18 protein-coding genes are annotated in these 18,954 nt (G+C 73.0%); 11 read left to right on the forward strand and 7 right to left on the reverse strand.

The genetic code is table 11. The features are described 5' to 3' along the window. The first annotated feature begins 80 nt into the window (after positions 1–80). Positions 81–854 carry a chaplin family protein gene (locus AB0K65_RS09425; RefSeq protein WP_365715179.1) on the forward strand — a complete coding sequence of 258 codons (774 nt, stop codon included), beginning with the start codon at positions 81–83 and terminating at the stop codon, positions 852–854. A gap of 21 nt (positions 855–875) precedes the next feature. On the opposite strand, the gene AB0K65_RS09430 is transcribed toward AB0K65_RS09425, so the two are convergent. Then, positions 876–1,535 carry a DUF2293 domain-containing protein gene (locus AB0K65_RS09430; RefSeq protein WP_365715180.1) on the reverse strand — a complete coding sequence of 220 codons (660 nt, stop codon included), beginning with the start codon at positions 1,533–1,535 and terminating at the stop codon, positions 876–878. Positions 1,536–1,546: 11 nt separating this feature from the next. Beyond that, complete coding sequence (locus tag AB0K65_RS09435; protein ID WP_365715181.1) at positions 1,547–1,693, reverse strand: hypothetical protein; 147 nt, start codon at positions 1,691–1,693, stop codon at positions 1,547–1,549. A gap of 80 nt (positions 1,694–1,773) precedes the next feature. On the opposite strand from AB0K65_RS09435, the gene AB0K65_RS09440 reads away from it, so the two are divergent. Further along, positions 1,774–2,508, forward strand: coding sequence for a hypothetical protein (locus AB0K65_RS09440; protein ID WP_365715182.1), 735 nt, complete (start codon positions 1,774–1,776; stop codon positions 2,506–2,508). A 405-nt stretch (positions 2,509–2,913) separates the two neighbouring features. On the opposite strand, the gene AB0K65_RS09445 is transcribed toward AB0K65_RS09440, so the two are convergent. Beyond that, positions 2,914–4,125: a pyridoxal phosphate-dependent aminotransferase gene (locus AB0K65_RS09445; protein ID WP_365715183.1), complete on the reverse strand. Its 1,212-nt coding sequence runs from the start codon at positions 4,123–4,125 to the stop codon at positions 2,914–2,916. Positions 4,126–4,208: 83 nt separating this feature from the next. On the opposite strand from AB0K65_RS09445, the gene AB0K65_RS09450 reads away from it, so the two are divergent. Together AB0K65_RS09450 and AB0K65_RS09455 are read left to right on the forward strand one after the other, a co-directional pair. Next, the gene (locus AB0K65_RS09450) at positions 4,209–4,817 is read left to right on the forward strand and encodes a helix-turn-helix domain-containing protein (RefSeq protein WP_365715184.1); all 609 of its coding nucleotides are present in this window, start codon (positions 4,209–4,211) and stop codon (positions 4,815–4,817) included. A gap of 5 nt (positions 4,818–4,822) precedes the next feature. Further along, on the forward strand, positions 4,823–5,458 hold the full coding sequence (locus tag AB0K65_RS09455; protein ID WP_365715185.1) for a uridine kinase: 636 nt from the start codon (positions 4,823–4,825) through the stop codon (positions 5,456–5,458). Between the two features lie 279 nt (positions 5,459–5,737). Here AB0K65_RS09455 and AB0K65_RS09460 read toward each other — a convergent pair whose 3' ends face one another. Together AB0K65_RS09460 and AB0K65_RS09465 are read right to left on the reverse strand one after the other, a co-directional pair. Then, complete coding sequence (locus tag AB0K65_RS09460; RefSeq protein WP_365715186.1) at positions 5,738–6,628, reverse strand: PfkB family carbohydrate kinase; 891 nt, start codon at positions 6,626–6,628, stop codon at positions 5,738–5,740. Then, positions 6,625–7,539, reverse strand: a complete 915-nt coding sequence (locus AB0K65_RS09465) for a pseudouridine-5'-phosphate glycosidase (protein WP_365715249.1) — start codon at positions 7,537–7,539, stop codon at positions 6,625–6,627. The genes AB0K65_RS09460 and AB0K65_RS09465 overlap by 4 nt, the downstream gene beginning before the upstream one ends. A 466-nt stretch (positions 7,540–8,005) precedes the next feature. On the opposite strand from AB0K65_RS09465, the gene AB0K65_RS09470 reads away from it, so the two are divergent. From AB0K65_RS09470 to AB0K65_RS09485, 4 genes are all read left to right on the forward strand, one after another. Next, positions 8,006–8,362 (forward strand): cupin domain-containing protein, encoded by a 357-nt coding sequence (locus AB0K65_RS09470; RefSeq protein ID WP_365715187.1) that lies wholly within the window; start codon positions 8,006–8,008, stop codon positions 8,360–8,362. Positions 8,363–8,739: 377 nt separating this feature from the next. Continuing rightward, entirely contained in the window at positions 8,740–10,104 is a 1,365-nt protein-coding gene (locus tag AB0K65_RS09475; RefSeq protein ID WP_365715188.1) for a discoidin domain-containing protein, read from the forward strand. Further along, positions 10,104–11,681 (forward strand): MFS transporter, encoded by a 1,578-nt coding sequence (locus AB0K65_RS09480; RefSeq protein WP_365715189.1) that lies wholly within the window; start codon positions 10,104–10,106, stop codon positions 11,679–11,681. The genes AB0K65_RS09475 and AB0K65_RS09480 overlap by 1 nt, the downstream gene beginning before the upstream one ends. Before the next feature lie 71 nt (positions 11,682–11,752). Further along, on the forward strand, positions 11,753–12,739 hold the full coding sequence (locus AB0K65_RS09485) for a hypothetical protein (protein WP_365715190.1): 987 nt from the start codon (positions 11,753–11,755) through the stop codon (positions 12,737–12,739). A gap of 83 nt (positions 12,740–12,822) precedes the next feature. Here the strand turns inward: AB0K65_RS09485 and AB0K65_RS09490 are convergent, their stop codons facing one another. Next, positions 12,823–14,097: an MFS transporter gene (locus tag AB0K65_RS09490; protein WP_365715250.1), complete on the reverse strand. Its 1,275-nt coding sequence runs from the start codon at positions 14,095–14,097 to the stop codon at positions 12,823–12,825. Between the two features lie 108 nt (positions 14,098–14,205). Next, positions 14,206–14,739, reverse strand: coding sequence for a methylated-DNA--[protein]-cysteine S-methyltransferase (locus AB0K65_RS09495; RefSeq protein ID WP_365715191.1), 534 nt, complete (start codon positions 14,737–14,739; stop codon positions 14,206–14,208). A gap of 183 nt (positions 14,740–14,922) precedes the next feature. Here AB0K65_RS09495 and AB0K65_RS09500 point away from each other — a divergent pair, with 183 nt between their 5' ends. From AB0K65_RS09500 to AB0K65_RS09510, 3 genes are all read left to right on the forward strand, one after another. Beyond that, positions 14,923–15,837, forward strand: coding sequence for an MHYT domain-containing protein (locus AB0K65_RS09500; RefSeq protein WP_365715192.1), 915 nt, complete (start codon positions 14,923–14,925; stop codon positions 15,835–15,837). 175 nt (positions 15,838–16,012) lie between these two features. Then, positions 16,013–18,154 carry an excinuclease ABC subunit UvrB gene (gene uvrB / locus AB0K65_RS09505; RefSeq protein ID WP_365715193.1) on the forward strand — a complete coding sequence of 714 codons (2,142 nt, stop codon included), beginning with the start codon at positions 16,013–16,015 and terminating at the stop codon, positions 18,152–18,154. Between the two features lie 151 nt (positions 18,155–18,305). Beyond that, positions 18,306–18,884, forward strand: a complete 579-nt coding sequence (locus tag AB0K65_RS09510; RefSeq protein ID WP_215065185.1) for a TerD family protein — start codon at positions 18,306–18,308, stop codon at positions 18,882–18,884. The last annotated feature ends 70 nt before the right edge of the window (positions 18,885–18,954 follow it).

An 18,954-nucleotide genomic window follows, 5' to 3' on the forward strand; every position in this document is an offset into this window, starting at 1 on the left:
GGCCTGATCCGAGGGGGGCGGCATCGCGTTAATTGCGGTACGGGCGAATGCTCGTCTACACCTCCGGAAGGCAGGAAGCCATGAGGCAGATTCGCCGTAGTGGTCTGGCCACACTGATGGTCACAGGAGGCGCGCTCGCGCTCTCGGCGGGTGCCGCGCACGCCGACTCCGGTGCGCAGGGCGCCGCGATCGGTTCGCCGGGCGCGGTCTCCGGCAACACCGTCCAGCTGCCGGTGCACGCCCCGGTCAACATCTGCGGGAACACCGTCAACGTCGTCGGGCTGCTCAACCCCTCGTTCGGCAACACATGCGCGAACCACTCCGGCGCGCAGGGCGGTCACGGCTCCAGTGACCGGGGCGGCGAGGGCGGCGGCAAGCACAAGGACCTGCCCGCCACCCCGCGCGGTGGTGGGTCGGGAGGCCAGGGAGGGAACGCCTCCCACGGCGGCGACGGCGGAGGCGCCACGGCCGAGGGCGTGGCGCACAACTCGCCCGGGCTCCTCTCCGGCAACGGCATCCAGCTGCCGATCGACCTCCCGGTGAACGTCAGCGGCAACTCCGTCAACGTCGTCGGCATCGGCAACCCCGCCTTCGGCAACACCTCGGTCAACGGTCCCGGCACGCCCGAGGCCCCCGGCCAGGAGCCGAAGCCGATGGAGCCCCGCAACCACCCGCCGCTGCCGAGCACGGACACCGACGAGCCGGCCCCGGCTCCCGCTCCGCGGACCAGCTCCGTCTCGCTGGCCAGCACGGGCTCGGACCTGGTCGGCTACGCCGCCCCGGCGAGCGCCGCCCTGCTGCTCGGCGGCGCGCTGCTGTACCGCCGCTCCCGCCGTGCGGGCGGGGAGGTCTGAGAACCGCGGGGCCCTGAGCCCTCACGCAGGACGCCAGGCCCGGAGCACCGCCTCGATGGCGGGAGCGACCCTCGTCCGGGCCTGGTGGCGGGGAACGCCCCGCATCAGGAGCGTGTCGTACTCCGTGTCCACATGCCGTACGGACGCCCGCACCGCCGCCGTGACCGCGCCCCGGTCGAGCGCCCGCCCGGCCGCCGTGCGCCCCACCCGGCCACTGCCCTTCCGGGAGGCGTGAGCCGCGATCTCCGCGGCCCGCTCCACGGGACAGTTCGGGAACAGCCGCAGGATCTCGGCCTCCAGCTCCGCCGTGACCCGCGTGTCCCGCTCCGCGCGCCGGACGGCGTCCCGGGCCCGCCTCCGCGCCCGCGCCTCCGCGTCCGCCAGGCAGGCCTCCTCGGCCCGGGCCAGCGCGGCCGCCTCGACGAGCAGCCCCTGACGTTCGTACCGGGTACGGCGCCGGTTGTGCCGTACCACCACCGCCCACAGCGTGCTCCCCTCACGGGCGCGCCGGGTGAGTGCCGTGTCGCCGCGGCCGAGGAAGACCAGATGCCCGAGGTCGGCGCAGTCGAGGCAGACCGGAGCGTTGAATTCCATGATCATCCACCGCAGCGGTCCCTGGTGACACTCGGAGCAGCGGCGGCGTTTGAGGGGTTCGACGACGACGGGCGCGACCAGGTCCATGACGGATCTCCTCAGCGGACGCCGGGAGCGGCCGAGGCGATGAACCGGTCGAGTGCTTCCTCGGCCTCCCCGGAGTGGTGGGCGCGCTCCTCCTCGCACCGGTGCGTGGCCACCACGCCCAGCAGGGGTCCCACCACCGAGATCAGGGCCGTTTCCATGAAAGGTCTCTCCTCGGGTCGTCAACACACGTGGAAAAACAGTTCGATTCGGTACCGGTCGCGCGGCTAGGGTCCGTGACGTGGCAACGAAACTCAATCAGATCATCGCAGTCGAGAAAGGCGTCAAGTCCCGGGCGCATCAGGACCTGACCGCGGCGCACCACGGGCTCCAGAAGCCCGCGCTGCTCGCCGGCATCTCCCGTACGTACCAGCCGAAGGACGAGGAGGGCGAACAGCTCCCTCCGGAGTCCACGCTGGTGCAGGTGAAGGCCGAGGACGTGCTGCGCGACACCGCGCGGGCGCTGACCCGGCTGTTCGATGTGACCGCCACCAAGGACTGGGCCAACTGCGAGGCGCGCGCCGACATTACGGTCGACGGGCGCGTCCTGGTGGGCCGGGTGCCCGTCGCGTATCTGCTCTTCCTGGAGAAGCAGCTGACGGACATCAACACCTTCGTGCGCAAGCTGCCCGTCCTGGACGCCGCCGAGTCCTGGACGCAGGACCCGTCGACGGACGCGTGGAAGACCGAGGTCGTCCGCACGGTCCGGACGAAGAAGGTCCCGCGCAACCACGTGAAGGCGGAGGCGACGGAGAAGCACCCGGCGCAGGTCGAGGTGTATTACGAGGACATCCCGGTCGGGTACTGGAGCACGGTGAAGTTCTCCGGGGCGCTGCCGGCCCGTCGGGTGAACGAACTCCTGGAGCGGGTGGAGAAGCTCCAGCAGGCCGTGAAGTTCGCCCGCGAGGAGGCGAACGGCGCGGAGGTGACCGACCAGCGGGTCGGCGACGCCGTCTTCGGCTACCTCTTCGGGTAGTCGGGAGGCGGACGACACAGACTCCCCGGCCACGGAACACGGCCGGGGTGCGCGAGGAGCGCGAAGCTGAAGATGAGGCTTGTCGTGAATGCGCGGCCCTCCTGACGAGGGTCGCGAGCAGACTCAGACTATTGCTCCAGACTCAGCATGCGCCGCTCATCGCCGGATCGACCGGGCCCGGGCCCTGGTGCGTCGAAATGCCAGTTCGAATCTGGTCCGCCGAGCTTCGATCGGCGGTGGTCCAACGGCAGGACGCGACGCAATGACGACTGACCCGGGTCCTCAAGCGTGCCGGCGTGTGATGTGAGCGGCACCGACAGGGTCCGGGGGCAGGCTACGCCCTCGGACCCGCTTCCTTTCCGGCGGCGGTCACACCTGCCTCCCGCTACCGTCGCCGGGGCCCCGTCACTGGCGGTATCCGCTCAGGAAGCGGCCGATGCGGCTGATCGCCGCGTCGAGGTCGTCGGCGTACGGCAGGGTGAGGATGCGGAAGTGGTCCGGACGGGGCCAGTTGAAGCCCGTGCCCTGCACCACCTGGATCTTCTCGCGCAACAGCAGGTCCAGGACGAACTTCTCGTCGTCGTGGATCCGGTGGACCTTCGGGTCGAGGCGCGGGAAGGCGTAGAGCGCGCCCTTCGGCTTCACGCAGGAGACCCCCGGGATCTCGTTCAGCTTCTCCCACGCCTTGTCGCGCTGCTCGCGCAGCCTGCCGCCGGGGCGGGTCAGCTCGTGGATCGACTGCCGACCGCCGAGCGCGGCCTGGATGGCGTACTGCGCGGGGGCGTTGGCACACAGGCGCATGGAGGCCAGCATCGTCAGGCCCTCCAGATAGCTCTTGGCGTGCTGCCGGGGACCGCTGACCACCAGCCAGCCGGAGCGGAAGCCCGCGACGCGGTACGTCTTGGAGAGCCCGGAGAAGGTGAGGACGACGAGGTCCGGGGCCAGGGCGGCGGCGGTGTGGTGGACGGCGTCGTCGTAGACGATCTGGTCGTAGATCTCGTCGGCGAAGACCATCAGCTGGTGGCGGCGGGCGAGGTCGAGGACGCCCTCGACGATCTCGCGCGGATAGACGGCCCCGGTGGGGTTGTTGGGGTTGATGAGCACGACCGCCTTGGTGCGGTCGGTGATCTTCGCGGCCATGTCGTCGAGGTCCGGGTACCAGTCGGCCGACTCGTCGCAGAGGTAGTGCACCGCCTTGCCGCCCGCGAGGGTGGTCACCGCCGTCCACAGGGGGAAGTCGGGGGCGGGGATCAGCACCTCGTCGCCGTCCTCCAGGAGCGCCTGGACGGCCATGGAGATCAGCTCCGAGACGCCGTTGCCGAGGAAGACGTCGTCCACGTCGACGTCCGGCAGGCCGAGGGCCTGGTAGCGCTGGGCCACGGCGCGGCGGGCGGAGAGGATGCCGCGGGAATCGGTGTATCCGTGGGCTTTGGGAAGCATCCGGATCATGTCCTGGACGATCTCCTCCGGAGCCTCGAAGCCGAAGAGCGCCGGATTGCCGGTGTTGAGGCGCAGGACGCTGTGTCCCGCCTCCTCCAGGGCGTTGGCGTGCTCGATGACCGGTCCGCGGATCTCGTAACAGACCTCGCTCAACTTGCTCGACTGCCGGAACTCCATGCGACGACCTCCCCAGAGTGCTGTTGCTTGGTTTTACCAAGTTCGAGCTTGGAAAGTCCAACTACTTGTCTAGACTGCGTCGTATGCCACGTCGCCGAAGCTATGACCAGTACTGCGCCGCCGCCCGCGCCCTCGACGCCGTGGGCGACCGGTGGACGCTGCTGATCGTCCGTGAACTCCTCACGGGGCCGCGCCGCTACACCGACCTGCACGCCGATCTCCCCGGGGTCAGCACGGACATGCTGGCCGGCCGCCTCAAGGAGATGGAGGGCGCGGGCCTCGTCACGCGCCGCCGGTTGCCGCCGCCCGTCCCGGCCCACGTGTACGAACTCACCGAGCGGGGACGCGCCTTGCTTCCCGTCCTGCGCGCCCTGGCGGAATGGGGAGCGCCCGCACTCGACGAGCCGCGACCGACCGACGCCGTACGGGCGCACTGGCTCGCGCTCCCGCTGCTGGGCCCGTTGGAGGCCGCCCGGGGTCCGGGGGTCGTCCAGGTGGACCTCGACGAGGGGCCGTTCCACGTGCGGACCGGGGAGGACGGCGGCGCGGGGTACGGCGACGGGCCCGCGCAGGCCGCCGACGCGCGCGTGCGGACGGACCTGGCGACCTGCCGCGCCCTGGCGGCGGGCGAGCTGACGCTCGCGGAGGCGGTCGTGGCGGGCCGGGCCGTCGTGGACGAGCCGTCACCATGAGCAGCGTGCGATTCGAACCGATCACCTGGGAGCGGCTGGCCGACACCCTCGCCGCGCATCTCGACCGGACGGCCCCCGGCGACGGCGGCGACTGGCTCAAGGTGGGCATCGACGGCGCGCCGGTGGCGCCCACCGGGGACCTCGCCGAGCGGATCGCGACCACGCTGCGACTGCGCGGCCGGTCCGTCCTGGTGGTGGGCGCCGGCGGGTTCCTGCGACCCGCGTCGCTGCGGTACGAATACGGCAGACAGGACCCCGACACGTACTACAGCGGCTGGTTCGACACGGGCGCCCTCTGGCGCGAGGTCCTCGGGCCGCTGGAGGCCGGGGGCAGCGGGCGGGTGCTGCCCGACCTGTGGGACCCCGTCACCGACCGGGCGACCCGCAGCCCCTACGTGTCCCTCCCGCCAGGAGGGGTGGTGCTGCTGCACGGCCCGTTCCTCCTCGGGCACTGGTTCCCCTTCGACCTCTCGGTGCACCTGCGGCTCTCCCCGGGGGCCCTCGGGCGCCGCGGCGAGGAGCCCTGGACCCTGCCCGCCTTCGCGCGGTACGAGCGGGAGGTCGGCCCCACCGACGTCGCCGACGTCGTCGTCCGCGCCGACGACCCCCGCCACCCGGCCTGGACGGGCCTCCCGGCGTGAAGGACCGTGGCTGACGGCTGACGGCTGACGGCTGACGGCTGGGCCGGGGCGCGGCGAGAAGGCCGTCGGAGGGGAGCCCGCGGAGGAGGCCCGTCCACGGAGGAGGCCCGTCCGCGGAGGCCCCTCGACAGCAAACCCGCGGAGGAGGCCCGTCTCAGGCCCGTCTGCCGAGGCCCGCCCGGGGTGATGCGGCGAAGGCCTCCACGGAGGAGGTCTGCCGAGGCCCGTCCCACGGGATGCTGCGGAGAAGGCCCGTCCGAGCCGGCCCCGGGCCGGAGTTCAGGCTGCCGGGGGGCGCCCGCCCACCGAGGTCACCGCCTCCGCGCCCGCCCGGCAGCCCGCCTCCGCCGCTTTCGGCGTGCCCGCCCCCGCGAGCCGGGCGGCGAGGAAGGCCCCGGTGAAGGCGTCACCCGCGCCCGTGGAGTCCACCGGCCGGACCGCGGGCGCCGCGACCCGGGCCGTCACCGCCCCCGCCTCGGCGACCAGAGCGCCCTGCGCGCCCAGCGTGACCGCGATCAGCGGAAAGGCGCTGCTCAACGCCACGGCGGCATCGCCGGGCGCCGCGTGACCGGTCAGCAGCCGCGCCTCGTCGGCGTTGGGGAACAGCATGTCGGCGCCCGCCGCCTCCGCCAGGAAGCGGTCCGCCCCCAGCTCCGCCAGGAAGCCCGCCGAGGCGGGGTCCACGCTGACCGGGACCCCCGCCGCGCGCGCGTCCCGCAGCGCGCGTCGCGCGGCGGCGCGGCTCGGCTCCGCGAAGAAGAGGTACCCGGAGAGATGGAGGTGGGCGACCCCGTCCAGGAGCGCCGGGGACCAGTCGGTGGGGGCCAGCCGCAGCGCCGCCCCGCTGTCGGTCAGAAACGTGCGCTCCGCGCTCGCGTCGACCAGCGCTATCACCGTGGCCGTGGCGGCCTCCGCGTCCCGGACCAGGAGCGGACGCACGCCCGACGAGGCCAGCGCCCGGTCGTGCCAGTCGGCGGCGTCGGTCCCGACCCGGCCGAGCAGCCGCACGTCCCGACATCCCGAACGCGCCGCCCAGCAGGCGACATTGGCCCCCGCCCCGCCGGGAAGCGTACGGATCTCGGCCGCCGTGTCGGTCGCCGCCGTCAGCGGGTGGCGATGGCGGGCGACGACATCGGTGACCACGTCCCCGACGACGAGCAGGCCCCTCATGCGCCTGCTTCGGCGTACGCCGTCGCGATCCGCGCCGCGAGCCGCACATTGCCGCGCACCGCGGCGAGATTGGCCTCCAGGGAGGCCCCGTGCGTGTGCACCGTCAGATATTCGAGCAGGAACGGCGTCACCGCCTGCCCCGTGATCCCCTTCTCCCTCGCCTCGGCGAGCCCTTGGGCCAGCACCCGGTCGTGCAGGGCGGGATCCAGCTGGTCCTCCACCCGCACCGGATTGGCCACGACGAGCGCGGCGGACGGCTCGCCCAGCTCGTCTCGCGCGCGTATCACCCCGGCCACCTCCCGAGGTGTCCGCAGGGTCCAGTCCACCGGCTCGCCGGAGGAGGCCAGATAGAAGCCGGGGAAGTGCTCCGTGCCGTACCCGACGACCGTCACGCCCAGGGTCTCCAGGCGCTGGAGCGTCGCCGGCACGTCCAGGATCGACTTGACCCCGGCGCAGACCACCGTGACCCCGACCCGCGAGAGCAGCCGCAGATCGGCCGACTCGTCCTGCGTCTCGCTCCACTCCCGGTGCACGCCGCCGAGCCCGCCGGTGGCGAAGACGCGTATGCCCGCGCGGTGCGCGAGCCAGGCGGTGCCGGAGACGGTCGTCGCACCGGTGGCTCCGGTCGCCAGCGCCGGCGCCAGGTCGCGGTGCCCCAGCTTCCGTACGGTCGGGTCCTCCGCGATCCGCGTGAGCCGCTCCTCGTCAAGGCCGACGTGGGCCACGCCGTCGATCACGGCGATGGTGGCGGGCACGGCTCCGCCCTCCCGTACCAGGCACTCCAACTCGCGCGCCACGGCCAGATTGCGCGGCCGCGGCAGCCCGTGGGCGATGATCGTGGACTCGAGCGCGACCACGGGACGGCCCTCGCGGAGCGCCTCCCGTACCTCTTCGGACACCTGTGTGGACATGTCCCATCCCTGGCGCGGCGGCGCCCCGGTCAAACCTCGCCGGCGGTCCTCGGCCACACCGCCGCACCGGGGCAGCCGGTCGGGGCAGACCACCCGGACCACGGACCGGTAGCCGCTCGCCTCGGCGTCGCCCAGGCCGTACGCCAGGTCCGCCGCCCAGCACCGCGCCTGCGCGTAACGGTAGGCCGGAGTGATCCGAGCGTACGGGCCGGTGGCCGGGTTCAGGGCGCGGGAGGTCTCCGGTGTGCTCCAGGTGACCAGGCGGCCGGCGACCCGGAGCCGGTCCATGCCGTCGGCCGCGGGGGCGGCCGGCGCGGCGGAGGTCAGGGCGAGGCGGTGGAGCACGGCGGACGCCGGCGTCGGCACTCTCCTGGCGGGAGCGGGAGCGGGGCGGGGAGCCGAGACGGAGCCGCGTCACGGGTGCCGCCCGCCGGGCCCCGGTGGGCCCCGGCTACAGTCACCGCCCATGACGACACACGATCACCCCTCTTTCGCCGTTCACATCGCCGACGCGGACCTGGAGCCCGAGCCGCTCGATCCCGGCCAGATCGTGTCGGGCACGCCCGAGGTGACCGGCAGGGTTCTGTGGGAATCCGCGGACGGCAAGCAGGTGCGGGGCATCTGGCAGATCACGCCCGGCGTGGTGACCGACACGGAGGCCAACGAGCTGTTCGTGGTCGTCAGCGGACGCGCCACCGTAGCCGTCGAGGGCGGGGACACCCTGGAGATAGGCCCCGGGGACGCCTGTGTCCTGCGCGAGGGGGACCGGACCACCTGGACCGTCCACGAGACGCTGCGCAAGGCCTACCACATCAGCCTCTGAATCCCCGGGCGGGACCGCCCGGTGAGGCGGTCCCGTGGGGGAGGTGGGGGAGGCGGTCCCGCGGAGGAGGCGGGAGAGGCGGCCCTGGGAAGCGGTGGGAAAGGCGGGAGAAGCTGCCGGGAAAGCTCCGGTGAACGCCCGGAGAAGGGCGTACCGACCTCTGGTAGGAAGGTTTCCTATCAGCTAGCATCCCGTCAGCGGCTTGGCGCGGCGCCCGACCCCCGAGGGCGTGACGCGCTCAGCGAGAGCTCTGACCCGGCCGCTGTACGCCGATCCTGCCCGGACGGCTCCGCGCCCCCGCGGACTCCCGGGCAGGGCCACGGCGTCCCGCACCGGTGTCCAGCTCTCGCCGACCCTCCAGGCCAGGGAGCCCAGGTATGCGCCTGTACGCCTTCGCCCCACCCCGTCGCACCGTCCCCCTCACCCCGTTCCTCATCCTCTCCGCCGTCCTCCTGCTCGTGGGAGGCCTGCTGCTCGTCTCCCCGGGCCGCGCGGGAGCCGCCGCCGACCCGCTCCTCTCCCGGGACAAGCCGGCCACCTCCTCCTCCGTCGAGGACTCCACCTTCCCGCCGGCCAAGGCCTTCGACGGCGACCCGGCCACGCGCTGGGCCAGCGCCGAGGGCTCCGACCCACAGTGGATCCGGGTCGACCTCGGAACCTCCGCCACCGTCTCGCGCGTCCGCCTCTCGTGGGAGGCCGCCTACGCCCGCGCCTACCGCGTCGAGATCTCCGCCGACGGCTCCAGCTGGACGCGGCTCGCGACCGAGACCGCCGGAAACGGCGGCACCGACGACTGGACCGGCCTCACCGGCAAGGGCCGCTACCTGCGCGTGTACGGCACCGCCCGCGGCACGTCGTACGGCTACTCCCTCTACGAGACGGAGGTCTACGGCACCTTCGACGGCGGAACCCCGACGCCGACCCCGACGCCCTCCCCGGGAGGCGCCTTCACCGTCGTCGCGGCCGGTGACATCGCCGCCCAGTGCACGGCCTCCAGCAGCTCCTGCGCCCACCCCAAGACGGCCGCCCTGGCCCAGCGGATCAACCCCAGGTTCTACCTGACCATGGGCGACAACCAGTACGACGACGCCCTGCTCTCCGACTTCCGCGCCTACTACGACAAGACGTGGGGCGCCTTCAAGGCCAAGACTCGCCCGGCACCCGGGAACCACGAGACCTACGACCCGGCGGGCCCGCTCGCCGGCTACAAGGCGTACTTCGGCGCCCTCGCCTACCCGCAGGGCAAGCCGTACTACAGCTACGACGAGGGGAACTGGCACTTCATCGCCCTCGACTCCAACTCCTTCGACGACGCCGCGCAGATCCAGTGGCTCAAGGACGACCTCGCCCGCACCACCAAGGGCTGCGTCGCCGCCTACTTCCACCACCCGCTGTACTCCTCCGGCGGCCACGGCAACGACCCGGTCTCCAAGCCCGTCTGGCAGATCCTCCACGGGGCCGGGGCCGACCTCGTCCTGAACGGACACGACCACCACTACGAGCGGTTCGCGCCCCAGGACGCCTCCGGGCGGGCCACCCCCGACGGCATCGTCGAGATCGTCGGCGGCATGGGCGGCGCGGAGCCGTACCCGATCGAGACGGTCCAGCCGAACAGCCAGAAGCGGATCAGCGGACCGTACGGCGTCCTCAAGCTGGACTTCACCGACACGACGTACACCTGGCAGTACGTCGGCACCGACGGCCAGGTCAAGGACTCCGGCCCGACCTACACCTGCCACTGATGTACCTCGCGACCACCGGTCGCCCGGACGCGCCGCCACCCCGCGCGAGGGGACGGCGGCGCGTCTCCGGGACCGTCCTCGCCCTGGGCGCCGTCAGCCTCGTCACGGACATCTCCTCCGAGATGGTGACGGCCGTCCTGCCGCTCTACCTCGTCGTCGGACTCGGCCTCTCCCCGCTCCAGTTCGGCTTCCTCGACGGCCTCTTCAACGGCGCCACCGCGCTCGTACGGCTCCTCGGCGGCCACGCGGCCGACCGCGGAGGCCGCCACAAGCGCGTCGCCGGCCTGGGGTACGCCCTGTCCGCCTGCTCACGGCTCGGGCTGCTCCTCGCGGGCGGCGCGACGGGCTGGATCGCGGCGGCGCTCGCCGGCGACCGGCTCGGCAAGGGCATCCGCACCGCCCCGCGCGACGCGCTGATCACGCTGAGCAGCCCGCCGGACGACCTCGGCCGCGCTTTCGGCGTCCACCGGGCGATGGACACGACCGGCGCCCTCCTCGGGCCGCTCGTCGCGTTCGCCCTGCTGTGGGCGACGGCGGACGCGTACGACGCCGTCTTCGTCGTCAGTTTCTGCACGGGTGTCGTCGGAGTGCTCCTGCTGCTGGTGCTCGTACCGGGCGGGCCGGCCGTCGGTGCGGGAGCGCCCCGCCCGCGGCGGCCGCGCGCGGCCGCGCCGCTCGCACCGCTGCGATCCGCCCCCTTCCGGCGGATCCTCGGCGTGACCACGCTGCTCGGCGCGGTCACCGTCGGCGACGCCTTCGTCTATCTCCTGCTCCAGCGACGGCTCGACCTGGCCGTCACCTGGTTCCCGTTCCTGCCGCTGGGCGCCGCGGCCGGCTATCTGCTGCTCGCCGTCCCGGCGGGCCGGCTCGCCGACCGGATCGGCCGCCGCCGGCCCTTCCTGTACGGGCACGCGGCCCTGCTCGTCGCGTACGCCCTGCTCCTCGCCCCGGGCCCCGGCCTCCTCGTGCTCGGCCTCGTCCTCGGGATGCTCGGCCTCTTCTACGCGGCCACGGACGGGGTCCTGATGGCGCTGACCGGACCCATCCTGCCGGCGGGGCGGCAGGCGAGCGGACTCGCCCTCGTCCAGACCGCGCAGGCGCTGGCCCGGCTCCTCGCGGCGACCGGCTTCGGGGCGGCGTGGACGCTGTGGGGGCCTCGCACCGCCCTGGTCCTCGCCCTCGCGGGCCTCGCCACCGCGCTCGCGTGCGCCTGGCGCCTGCTGCCCGCGGCGCCGCGGACGCACGGGTCGCCGGGCGGCCCCGAAGGGCCGCAGCCGGTTCGCGCCGTTCCGCCGGGCCCTGCGGGGTCTGCTGCGGCCGGGCTGCCGCCGGGTGGCGAAGGGCCGCCTCGGTCGACCGGTCTCGCGCCGCGGCCCGCGGGTACTCCGGGGCCCGGGGCGCTTCCACGACCCGCGAACCTGCCGTCCTCCGGCGCGCCCCCGTCCTCCGGCGCGCCCCCGTCCTCCGGCGCGGCCCCGTCCTCCGGCGCGCCCCCGTCCTCCGGCACGGCCCCGTCCTCCGGCGCGCCCCCGTCCTCCGACACGCCCCCGTCCTCCGGCGCGGCGCCGTGCCCTTAAGTGTCCCCTTCCCCCGCAGCGCCGCCGAGTCCCGGAGGGGCCCGGCGCCCGTCGTCCGAAAGGCTCCCGTCATGAAAGGCCCGCACAACCGCGCACGACTCTGGGCCCTGGTCCTCGCCGTCCTGCTGCTCGGCGGCGGGGCCACCGCCTATACGTTCCGGGCCGCCGAACGGACCGCCCCCCGCGCCCGTCCGGCCGCCGCCGATCCGGCCTTCACCCTCGACGGCCCGGCGGGCCGGGCGTTCTTCCGGGACACCGCGACGGGACGTGTCGCCCGACAGGACCCGGACGTTCCCGGGCGGGCCCGGGTGGCGGGCGGCCCGGTCTGCGACCGCTTCCACGCCTCCGGGTCCACCGCGCTGTGTCTCCAGCGGCGGCCGGGCGTCCCGGCCCGCTCGTACGCCCTCGTCCTGGACCGGCGGCTGCGGGAGGTGCGCCGGATCGCGCTGCCCGGCATCCCGAACCGGGCCCGGGTCTCCGCCTCGGGCCGGATGCTCTCCTGGACGATGTTCGCCACGGGCGACTCGTACGCCACCGCCGCCTTCTCGACCCGGACCTCGATCCTCGACCTGCGCACCGGCTACCTGGTCAAGAACATGGAGCAGATCCCGCTCACCCTCGGCGGACGGCGCTACCACGCCCCGGACGTGAACTACTGGGGCGTGACCTTCGCCCGCGACGACAACCGCTTCTACGCCACGGTCGCCACCAAGGGCAGCACCTACCTGGTCGAGGGCGACATGCGGGGCTGGTCGGCGCGGGCCCTGCGGGAGAACGTCGAATGCCCGTCGCTGTCACCGGACGGCACCCGGATCGCCTTCAAGAAGAAGGTCTCCCGGGACGTGAAGGCGCCCTGGAGGCTGCACGTCCTGGACCTCCGGACGCTGCGCGAGCACCCGGTCGCCGAGCGGCGGAGCGTGGACGACCAGGCGGCCTGGGCGGACGACGGCACCCTGGCGTACGGCCACGAGGGCGCGGTGTGGACCGTCCCCGCCGACGGCACGGGCGCGCCCCGCAGGCTGGTCTCCGGCGCGTCGTCCCCGGCGTTCCCGCGCTGACGCGCCGGGGCGGCCGTCGGACCGCCGACGGCCGGTCGAACCGAGCCGCCGGGCGGGCACCCCGGCGGCCCGGGTGGTGCTGCTCAGGCGCGCCGGGCGGTTCCCCGTACCGCTCCCCGGACCGCCAGCGCCGCCATCGGGAGCAGCAGACACGCGCCCAGCAGATTCAGCAGGCCGTAACCCGCCTGGGCGACGACCAGTCCGGCCACCAGGCCGCCGACCCCGGCCGCCGTGTTCATCGTGAAGTCCGACAGCCCCTGGACCGCTGCCCGGGCCGCCTGCGGCACCGAGTCCGTCAGCAGCGCCGACCCCGACACCAGGCCCGCCGACCAGCCCAGTCCCAGCAGGAAGAGGCCCGCGGCGGTCTGCGGGTGGCTCGCCCCCGCCGTGCCGGCGAGCAGCGCGGCCACCGACAGCAGCCCGACCGCGAGGCCGATGACCGACAGGCGCCCCAGCCGGTCCGAGAGCCATCCCATCACGGGCGAGAAGGCGTACATGCCCGCGATATGACCGCTGATCACCAGGCCGATCAGCTGGATGCCGGCTCCGTGATGGCTCAGCGCCACCGGCGTCATCGACATGATCGAGACCATGGTGGTGTGCGAGACGGCCACGGTCACCAGCGCGAGGCGCGCCCGGGAGGACGCCCGGACGGCCCGCATCCCCGCCTTGAGGGAGCGGCCGGCGGCCGCCTCCCCGGCGTCCACGGGGCCGGCCAGGTCGCGGGCGGTGAGCAGCGGGTCGGGACGCAGCAGCAGGGCGACCATGACCGCCGCGATCAGAAACACCCCGGCTGCCCAGACGAACGGGCCGGCCGTCGCCGGGATGCCGAATCCGGCGACGCTCTCCCCGGCCGGCGCCGCGACGTTCGGACCGAGGACGGCGCCGATGGTCGTCGCCCACACCACCGTGGAGATGGCGCGGCCCCGGCGGTCCGGCTCGGCGAGATCGGCGGCGGCGAACCGGGCCGCGAGGTTGGCCGAGGATCCGGCGCCGAAACCGACCAGGCCCGCGAGGAGCAGGGGGAAGCTGTCGATCACGGCCCCGAGCACCACGACACCGGCGCCCGCGGCGCCCATCAGGTACGCGAACACCAGCCCGGGCCTGCGTCCCCGGGCGGCCATGAGGGACGCCAGCGGCATCGCGAGCAGGGCGGGGCCGGCCACCGTGGCCGTGGAGGCCAGCCCGGACAGCGCCTCCGTGCCGCTGACGTCCTTGGCGAGCACCGCGGCGAGGGCCACACCGATGGCGATGCCGAGCCCGCCGAGGATCTGGCTGGCGATCAGCACGGCCTGGATACGGCGGCGCAGGGCAGGCAGTTCGGTGGCCTTCGGGGCGGGGGTGCGCCGGGGCGGTATGTCGGCGGCGGCGTCAGGGGCGCCGGGAGCGTGGGTCACTTACGGGAGTGTGCCAGCCGGGGGAGGGCAGGGGAACGCCCACGCCCCGGCCGTCCGGCACGCGGCCCCTCAGAACAGGGGTTCCGGCAGGACCCCTTCCAGGGCCAGCAGTCTCCGCTTCGTCTCCAGGCCCCCTCCGAAGCCGCCGAGGCCGCCGTCGCTCTCCACCACCCGGTGGCACGGCACGACCACCGGCAGCGGGTTGGAGCCCATGGCCGCCCCGACCGCCTGCGCCGCGCCCGGCTGGCCCACGCGCTTCGCCAGGTCTCCGTATCCCACCACCGTCCCGTACGGCACCGAGTCCGCCAGCTCGCGCAGCACCTGCCGGTTGAAGCCGCTCGTCAGCGTCCAGTCCAGAGGGACGTCGAAGTGCCGCAGCCCGCCGGAGAAGTACGCCGCGAGCTGCCGTATCGGCTCCGCGAGCCGACCCGTGCCGCTCCGCGTCAGCTCCGCCCCGAGCCGCCCCGCCAGGCGGTCCAGCGCCCGCTCCCGGACCGTCTCGTCGGCGTGGAAGACCACGCTCACCAGGCCGCGATCGGTCGAGGCCAGCAGGAGCGGGCCGATGCCGCTCTCGACGACCGTCCATTCCACCGTGGTGTCCATGCCGGTCACGGTACGACCCGGCACTGACATCACGGTCCGGTCTCGCCCCGGTCTCACCGATGCCAATTCCCGGACCACGTGGTCGTCCGGCCGCCCGCGCGCCATAATCTCGCCCCGTAGCACTACTCAGCGGTACCGACTGTTTTCGGACGACGTTGCGCCACGGGTGGAGGACTCACGCTCATGCAGGGCACGGTCGACGGATTCAGCTACGGCCTGGTCACGCCGGTGGCCGCCTACCTCATGGCCTGCCTCGGCGGCGCCCTGGGTCTCCGCTGCACCACCAGATCACTCCGCAACCGGGACAGCTTCAAGGCCGGCTGGCTGGCCCTGGGGGCCACCTCGATCGGTACCGGCATCTGGACGATGCACTTCATCGCCATGATGGGCTTCTCGGTACGGCAGGTCCCCATCGGATACGACCGACCGCTCACCTTCGCCAGTCTGGCCGTCGCCGTCGTGATGGTCGGCATCGGCATCTTCATCGTCGGATACCGCGGCGCGACCCGTCTCACCCTGGTCACCGGCGGCACGATCACCGGGCTCGGCATCGCCACCATGCACTACCTCGGCATGGCGGGGATGCGGCTCCACGGGCGCATCGCGTACGACACCCCGACCGTCGCCCTGTCCGTGGTGATCGCGGTCGTGGCGGCCACCGCCGCCCTCTGGGCGGCCGTCTCGGTGCACGGATTTCTGGCCAGCCTCGGCGCCAGCATGGTGATGGGCCTGGCGGTCAGTGGTATGCACTACACCGCCATGGCGGCGGTCAACGTCCACCTCTACGCGGAGGGCACCGGCCCGGTCGTCGGCGACTCCGCCACGTCGCTGCTGCTGCCCATGCTGATCGGCCCGGGGGTCTTCCTCGTCCTGGCCGCCGTCGTCGTCATGTTCGACCCGCTGCTCGTGATGGGCGACCCGGACTGGCAGCGGCCCGCCGCGCAGGGCGGTCATCTGCCCGGCGTCCCCGCGCCCCGCCGGGCCGCCGCATACGGCGAGCCCGCGAACTGGTCGGCCCGCCCGCCGTCCGGCCGGGCGGTACGCAGGGACGGCCGGGGAGGCGCCCCGCACGGCGTCCACCGCTCCCAGGACTGGTGAGCCGGACCTCCCGCCAGGGCCGCCCTCGCCCCTCCACCCGGCCGCTCTCGCCCCTTCCACCCGGACCCTTCCCGCCCGTCCGCCCAGGACCTCTCGCGGCCCCGGCCCCGGTCCCGCGCGCCCCCTCCGGCCCTTTCACCGCCCGACTGTCAGTGGGGGGTCGTACGGTGGTTGCATGCGGCCCGTTTCCAAGATCGAACGTACGGTGGCGCCTTTCGAGGTCGTCAGCTCCTACCAGCCCAGCGGCGACCAGCCGACGGCCATCGCCGATCTCGACCGGCGCGTCCGCGCCGGCGAGAAGGACGTCGTCCTGCTCGGTGCCACCGGCACCGGCAAGTCGGCGACCACCGCGTGGATGATCGAGAAGCTCCAGCGCCCCACGCTGGTGATGGCGCCGAACAAGACGCTGGCCGCCCAGCTGGCGAACGAGTTCCGCGAGCTGCTGCCGAACAACGCCGTCGAGTACTTCGTCTCGTACTACGACTACTACCAGCCCGAGGCGTACGTCCCGCAGTCGGACACCTACATCGAGAAGGACTCCTCGATCAACGAGGAGGTCGAGCGGCTGCGCCACTCGGCGACGAACTCGCTGCTCACCCGCCGGGACGTCGTCGTGGTCGCCTCCGTCTCCTGCATCTACGGCCTCGGCACGCCGCAGGAGTACGTCGACCGGATGGTCCCGCTCAAGGTCGGCGAGGAGATCGACCGCGACCAGCTGCTGCGCCGCTTCGTCGACATCCAGTACACCCGCAACGACCTGGCGTTCACCCGGGGCACCTTCCGGGTCCGCGGCGACACCATCGAGATCTTCCCGGTCTACGAAGAGCTCGCCGTCCGGATCGAGATGTTCGGCGACGAGATCGAGGCCCTCTCCACGCTCCACCCGCTCACCGGCGAGGTCATCAGCGAGGACCGCGAGCTGTACGTCTTCCCGGCCAGCCACTACGTGGCGGGACCCGAGCGCATGGAGAAGGCGATCAACGGCATCGAGCGGGAGCTCGAGAGCCGCCTCGCCGAACTCGACAGGCAGGGCAAGATGCTGGAGTCCCAGCGCCTGCGCATGCGCACCACGTACGACATCGAGATGATGCGCCAGATCGGCTCCTGCTCCGGCATCGAGAACTACTCGATGCACTTCGACGACCGGGAGCCGGGCTCCGCGCCCAACACCCTCCTCGACTACTTCCCCGAGGACTTCCTCCTCGTCATCGACGAGTCGCACGTCACCGTGCCGCAGATCGGCGCGATGTACGAGGGCGACGCCTCGCGCAAGAGGACCCTGGTCGACCACGGCTTCCGGCTGCCCTCCGCGCTCGACAACCGTCCGCTGAAGTGGGAGGAGTTCCAGCAGCGGATCGGCCAGACGGTCTACCTCTCCGCCACCCCCGGCACGTACGAGCTGTCGCGCGGCGACGGCTTCGTCGAGCAGATCATCCGCCCCACCGGCCTGGTCGACCCCGAGGTCGTCGTCAAGCCCACCGAGGGCCAGATCGACGACCTGGTCCACGAGATCCGGCTGCGCACCGAGAAGGACGAGCGCGTGCTCGTCACCACGCTCACCAAGAAGATGGCCGAGGACCTCACCGACTACTTCCTGGAACTCGGCATCCAGGTGCGCTACCTCCACAGCGACGTCGACACCCTGCGCCGCATCGAGCTGCTGCGGGAGCTGCGGGCCGGCGAGTACGACGTCCTGGTCGGCATCAACCTGCTCCGCGAGGGTCTCGACCTGCCCGAGGTCTCGCTCGTCGCCATCCTCGACGCGGACAAGCAGGGATTCCTGCGCTCCGGCACCTCCCTGATCCAGACCATCGGCCGCGCGGCGCGCAACGTCTCCGGCCAGGTCCACATGTACGCGGACACGATCACGCCGGCGATGGAGAAGGCCATCGACGAGACCAACCGGCGCCGCGAGAAGCAGATCGCGTACAACACCGCCCACGGCATCGACCCGCAGCCGCTGCGCAAGAAGATCAACGACATCGTCGCCACGATCGCGCGCGAGGAGGTCGACACCGAGCAGCTGCTGGGGACCGGGTACCGGCAGGGCAAGGAGGGCAAGGGCGGCAAGGCCCCCGTCCCCTCCCTCGCCGCCCACGGCGCCAAGGGCAAGGGCGGCAAGGCGGGCGCGGCGGGTTCGACGGTCCAGCTCGGCGACCGCCCCGCCACCGAACTTGCGGCGATCATCGAGGAGATGACCGACCGCATGCGCGCCGCCGCGGCGGAGCTCCAGTTCGAGGTGGCCGCCCGGCTCCGGGACGAAGTGGGAGAGCTGAAGAAGGAGTTGCGCCAGATGAAGGAGGCGGGTCTCGCCTGACGGGAAGAGCCCGGAAGCGGTCCGGTGTGTTGCAAGACCGACACAAAACCGGACCGCGTCTGCTGCGCTGTCAGTCCCCCTGCGTAGGGTGCTGGACAACCGCACGCACAGCAGAGACGGCCGCGGGGATCGCAACGAGAGGGGACAGCGCGTGACGGTCAACATGACCAAGGGTCAGGCCATCAGCCTGGAGAAGCAGGGCGGGGGCACCCTTACCTCGGTACGGATGGGGCTCGGCTGGCAGGCGGCGCCGCGCCGTGGGCTGTTCGGCTCGCGCACCCGGGAGGTCGACCTGGACGCCTCCGCGGTGCTCTTCGCGGACAAGCAGCCGGTCGACGTGGTCTTCTTCCGTCATCTGGTCAGCGACGACGGCTCGGTCCGACACACCGGCGACAACCTGGTGGGCGGCGCCGGGCAGGGCGGCGACGACGAGTCGATCCTGGTCGACCTCCAGCGCGTCCCGGTCCACATCGACCAGATCGTCTTCACGGTGAACTCCTTCACCGGCCAGACGTTCCAGGAGGTGCAGAACGCCTTCTGCCGGATCGTCGACGAGACCAACGGCCAGGAGCTCGCGCGCTACACCCTGGACGGCGGCGGCCAGTACACCGCGCAGATCATGGCGAAGGTGCACCGAGCCGGTTCCGGCTGGCAGATGACGGCCCTGGGGAACCCGGCCAACGGCCGTACGTTCCAGGACCTCATGCCCGCGATCCTGCCGCATCTGTAACCCGGCACCCGCAGGCGCACCCACAGCTCCCGGAGGCACCAGGCCGCCGGGAGCTGTCCCACATGATCCG

The sequence above is a fragment of the Streptomyces sp. NPDC053755 genome (assembly GCF_040677675.1).
Taxonomy (GTDB): Bacteria; Actinomycetota; Actinomycetes; order Streptomycetales; family Streptomycetaceae; genus Streptomyces.

Excerpts from the sequence above, each read along its gene's own strand:
- AB0K65_RS09495 (WP_365715191.1), bottom strand. The coding sequence starts at position 14,739 with ATGGACACCACGGTGGAATGGACGGTCGTCGAGAGCGGCATCGGCCCG.
- AB0K65_RS09435 (WP_365715181.1), bottom strand. The coding sequence starts at position 1,693 with ATGGAAACGGCCCTGATCTCGGTGGTGGGACCCCTGCTGGGCGTGGTG.
- AB0K65_RS09445 (WP_365715183.1), bottom strand. The coding sequence starts at position 4,125 with ATGGAGTTCCGGCAGTCGAGCAAGTTGAGCGAGGTCTGTTACGAGATC.
- AB0K65_RS09465 (WP_365715249.1), bottom strand. The coding sequence starts at position 7,539 with ATGTCCACACAGGTGTCCGAAGAGGTACGGGAGGCGCTCCGCGAGGGC.
- AB0K65_RS09475 (WP_365715188.1), top strand. The coding sequence starts at position 8,740 with ATGCGCCTGTACGCCTTCGCCCCACCCCGTCGCACCGTCCCCCTCACC.
- AB0K65_RS09485 (WP_365715190.1), top strand. The coding sequence starts at position 11,753 with ATGAAAGGCCCGCACAACCGCGCACGACTCTGGGCCCTGGTCCTCGCC.
- uvrB (WP_365715193.1), top strand. The coding sequence starts at position 16,013 with ATGCGGCCCGTTTCCAAGATCGAACGTACGGTGGCGCCTTTCGAGGTC.
- AB0K65_RS09425 (WP_365715179.1), top strand. The coding sequence starts at position 81 with ATGAGGCAGATTCGCCGTAGTGGTCTGGCCACACTGATGGTCACAGGA.
- AB0K65_RS09500 (WP_365715192.1), top strand. The coding sequence starts at position 14,923 with ATGCAGGGCACGGTCGACGGATTCAGCTACGGCCTGGTCACGCCGGTG.
- AB0K65_RS09450 (WP_365715184.1), top strand. The coding sequence starts at position 4,209 with ATGCCACGTCGCCGAAGCTATGACCAGTACTGCGCCGCCGCCCGCGCC.
- AB0K65_RS09470 (WP_365715187.1), top strand. The coding sequence starts at position 8,006 with ATGACGACACACGATCACCCCTCTTTCGCCGTTCACATCGCCGACGCG.
- AB0K65_RS09480 (WP_365715189.1), top strand. The coding sequence starts at position 10,104 with ATGTACCTCGCGACCACCGGTCGCCCGGACGCGCCGCCACCCCGCGCG.
- AB0K65_RS09460 (WP_365715186.1), bottom strand. The coding sequence starts at position 6,628 with ATGAGGGGCCTGCTCGTCGTCGGGGACGTGGTCACCGATGTCGTCGCC.
- AB0K65_RS09430 (WP_365715180.1), bottom strand. The coding sequence starts at position 1,535 with ATGGACCTGGTCGCGCCCGTCGTCGTCGAACCCCTCAAACGCCGCCGC.